3 protein-coding genes are annotated in these 2,755 nt (G+C 64.3%); all 3 read right to left on the bottom strand.

The annotated features are described in order from the left end of the window. A partial coding sequence (locus VK519_RS12750) for a ComEC/Rec2 family competence protein (RefSeq protein WP_324350312.1) occupies positions 1 to 662 on the bottom strand: 662 nt, incomplete at its 3' end. 50 nt (positions 663 to 712) lie between these two features. After that, the gene (gene lolD, locus VK519_RS12745; RefSeq protein ID WP_324350310.1) at positions 713 to 1,417 is read right to left on the bottom strand and encodes a lipoprotein-releasing ABC transporter ATP-binding protein LolD; all 705 of its coding nucleotides are present in this window, start codon (positions 1,415 to 1,417) and stop codon (positions 713 to 715) included. Beyond that, complete coding sequence (locus VK519_RS12740) at positions 1,410 to 2,654, bottom strand: lipoprotein-releasing ABC transporter permease subunit (RefSeq protein ID WP_324350308.1); 1,245 nt, start codon at positions 2,652 to 2,654, stop codon at positions 1,410 to 1,412. Before VK519_RS12740 ends, lolD begins: the two co-directional genes overlap by 8 nt. Positions 2,655 to 2,755 lie beyond the last annotated feature (101 nt).

The following is a 2,755-nucleotide window of genomic DNA, read 5'->3' as shown; positions in this document are numbered from 1 at the left end:
GCCACCTTGTCGCCGATCGCCTCGCGGGCGCCGTCGATGCAGTACATCGTGCCGAGGTTGCGGTTCAGCGGACCGTCGCGCACGTAGCCGACGGCATCAATACCGCGCACCACCGCCATGCGCTCGGCATCGGGACCGCCGGGATTGGCCAGTCCCCGCGGACGCTTCAGCCGTAGCAGCATCTGCCACCGCGAGCAGGCCGGCGGTGCCTGCACCGCGCCGAACCACGCCACCCGCACACGGCCCTGGAAGGTATTTGCGTCGAGGTTGCGCTCGATCTCAAAGACGAACCCCACGCTGTCGTGGTCGCGCACGGGGAGGCTCGCCATGCGGCCTTCGACCAGGAAATCCCTGCCCTCCAGCTCCACCGGCAGGCGCGCGGACATCGTAAGTATCCCCGCCACCGCGGCCACGACGTAGCCGAGCATCGCAAGGCCCACTACGGCGACGATCCACTTAGGGCGCGCTCCCTGGATCCAGGGTAGCCAGATACACAACAGGGCACCGGCAGCGCCAATGACCATCGCCATATGCATGGACGGCAACCGCGGCGATGCCTGCACCGCCAGGTTGCCGGAAAACAGGGCCAGGGCCACGACGAGCCACGACATCGACGGGCGCAAGGCGGCGTCCACACGGGAAACCACGAGGTTGCACGCCACGCGCCGGCCGTGTCTGCCGGGAGGCCACTCAACCGGGCGTGGGCGTCGCCTTAAGCGGTGACGTGCTGGTGCAACTCGCCGTTGGAAAGCTCCAGCGTCCGGTCCATGCGCGCAGCCAGGCGTGGATCATGGGTGACCAGGATGAAACTGGTACCGATCTCGCGGTTCAACTCGATCATCAGCTCGTACACTTGCGCCGCGTTGTGCTCGTCGAGATTACCGGTGGGTTCGTCGCCCAGCACGCAGGTCGGACGTGTTACCAGCGCGCGCGCCACCGCGCAACGCTGCCGCTCGCCACCGGACATCTCCGAAGGACGATGCCCCATGCGCGCGGACAGCCCCACCCGCTCGAGCAAAACCTGCGACTGTTTCGTGGCTTCGGTGATCGACACGCCGCGGATCAAAAGCGGCATGCACACGTTCTCAAGCGCGGTGAATTCCGGCAGCAGATGATGGAACTGGTAGATGAAACCCAGCGAGCGGTTTCGCACGCGGCCGCGCTCGGCGTCGGACAGTTTCGACAGCACCCGGCCGTCCACTTCCACTTCGCCGCGGGTGAGCGTGTCCAGCCCGCCGATGATGTGCAGCAAGGTACTCTTGCCCGAGCCCGAGGCGCCGACGATGGCCAGCGTTTCACCCTTGTGCAGGCTGAAACTCACATTGGAAAGCACGCCGGTACGCAAGTCGCCTTCTTCGTAGACCTTGGCGACGCCCGAGGCACGCAGCACGACCGGGACTGAAGCGGCGTCATTCATAGCGAAGGGCCTGCGCCGGCTGCGTGCGCGAGGCGCGCCAGGCCGGATAGAGCGTCGCCAGCAAGGCGAACAGGAAGGTGATCAGCGATACCCAGAAGACGTCGCGTGGCAAGAGCTGGCTGGGTAGTTCGCTGATGTAGTACACATCGGGCGACAGGAAAGTAACCCCTGTGACGGTTTCGATCCACTTCACGATCTGCGGCAGATAGGCCGATAGCAGCGAGCCTATGCCCACACCAAAAACAATACCGACCACGCCCACCAGCAAGCCCTGCACCATGAAGGTGCCCATGATCGACAGCGGCGTGGCACCCAGGGTACGCAGGATGGCGATATCGGCCTGCTTGTCCGTCACCAGCATCATCAGCATCGAGACCAGGTTGATCACCGCCACCAGGATGATCAGCGACAGGATGATGAACATCACCTTCTTCTCCATGGAAATGGCGGAGAAGAAATTCTGGTGGCTGTCGTACCAGGTGGTCACGCTATAGACCTGCCCCAGCTGGTCCACCAGCTCTCGCGCGACCGGCCGGGCATTGAACATGTCGTCCAGGCGCAGGCGGATGCCGGTGGGGCCGTCGAGGTCGGACAGTCGTTCGGCATCGTGGATATTGATCAGGGCGAGGTTCGAATCGAACTCCTGCATGCCCAGTTCGAAGATGCCGCTGACATGGAACTGGCGGATCGTCGGCAATGATCCGGCCACCGGCGACGACCTGAAATTGGGTACGACCACGGTGACGCGGTCGCCCACGTTCACGCCAAGGTTCTGCGCCAGCTCCTTGCCCAACACGATGTTCCAGCCGCGGTCGGTGAGGTCGGTGAGCTTGCCCTCGACCATTTTCTGGTCGATGTTGGACACTTTCGGCTCGAGCGACGGTTCCACGCCGCGTACCTGCGCACCACTGGAGCGAGGACCCTGCATGAACGACTGGATGTCCACGTAAGGCGCGGCGCCCTTTACGTGCGGGTTGCCGTCGGCGATGTGCACGGCGCGCTGCCAGTCCTGCACGGTCTCGCCCACGCCCGACACCGTGGCGTGGGAAATGGCGCCCAGGATGCGCGTGCGCAGCTCCCGGTCGAACCCGTTCATCACCGACAGCACCGTGATCAGCGCAATCACGCTGATCGAAATACAGGTGATGGCTACGGTGGAAATGAACGAGATGAACTGGTTGCGGCGCTTGGCCCGGGTGTAGCGCAGGCCGATGAATAATTCGAGGGGTCTGAACATGCGGCTCAATCGCGGGATGGGTGGTGTCGCATCCGGCATCCGGTTGCGCCACCGCACCCGGCAGAGTGCCCGAACGCGCCGGTGGCGGCAAGGTGTCAGCC

Origin of the sequence: Pinirhizobacter sp. (assembly GCF_035317885.1) — a bacterium.
GTDB lineage: Bacteria > Pseudomonadota > Gammaproteobacteria > Xanthomonadales > Rhodanobacteraceae > Pinirhizobacter.
The sequence above is the reverse complement of the archived record's forward strand: the minus strand, read 5'-3'. Positions and strand labels throughout refer to the sequence as shown.

Excerpts from the sequence above, each read along its gene's own strand:
- lolD (WP_324350310.1), bottom strand. The coding sequence starts at position 1,417 with ATGAATGACGCCGCTTCAGTCCCGGTCGTGCTGCGTGCCTCGGGCGTC.
- VK519_RS12740 (WP_324350308.1), bottom strand. The coding sequence starts at position 2,654 with ATGTTCAGACCCCTCGAATTATTCATCGGCCTGCGCTACACCCGGGCC.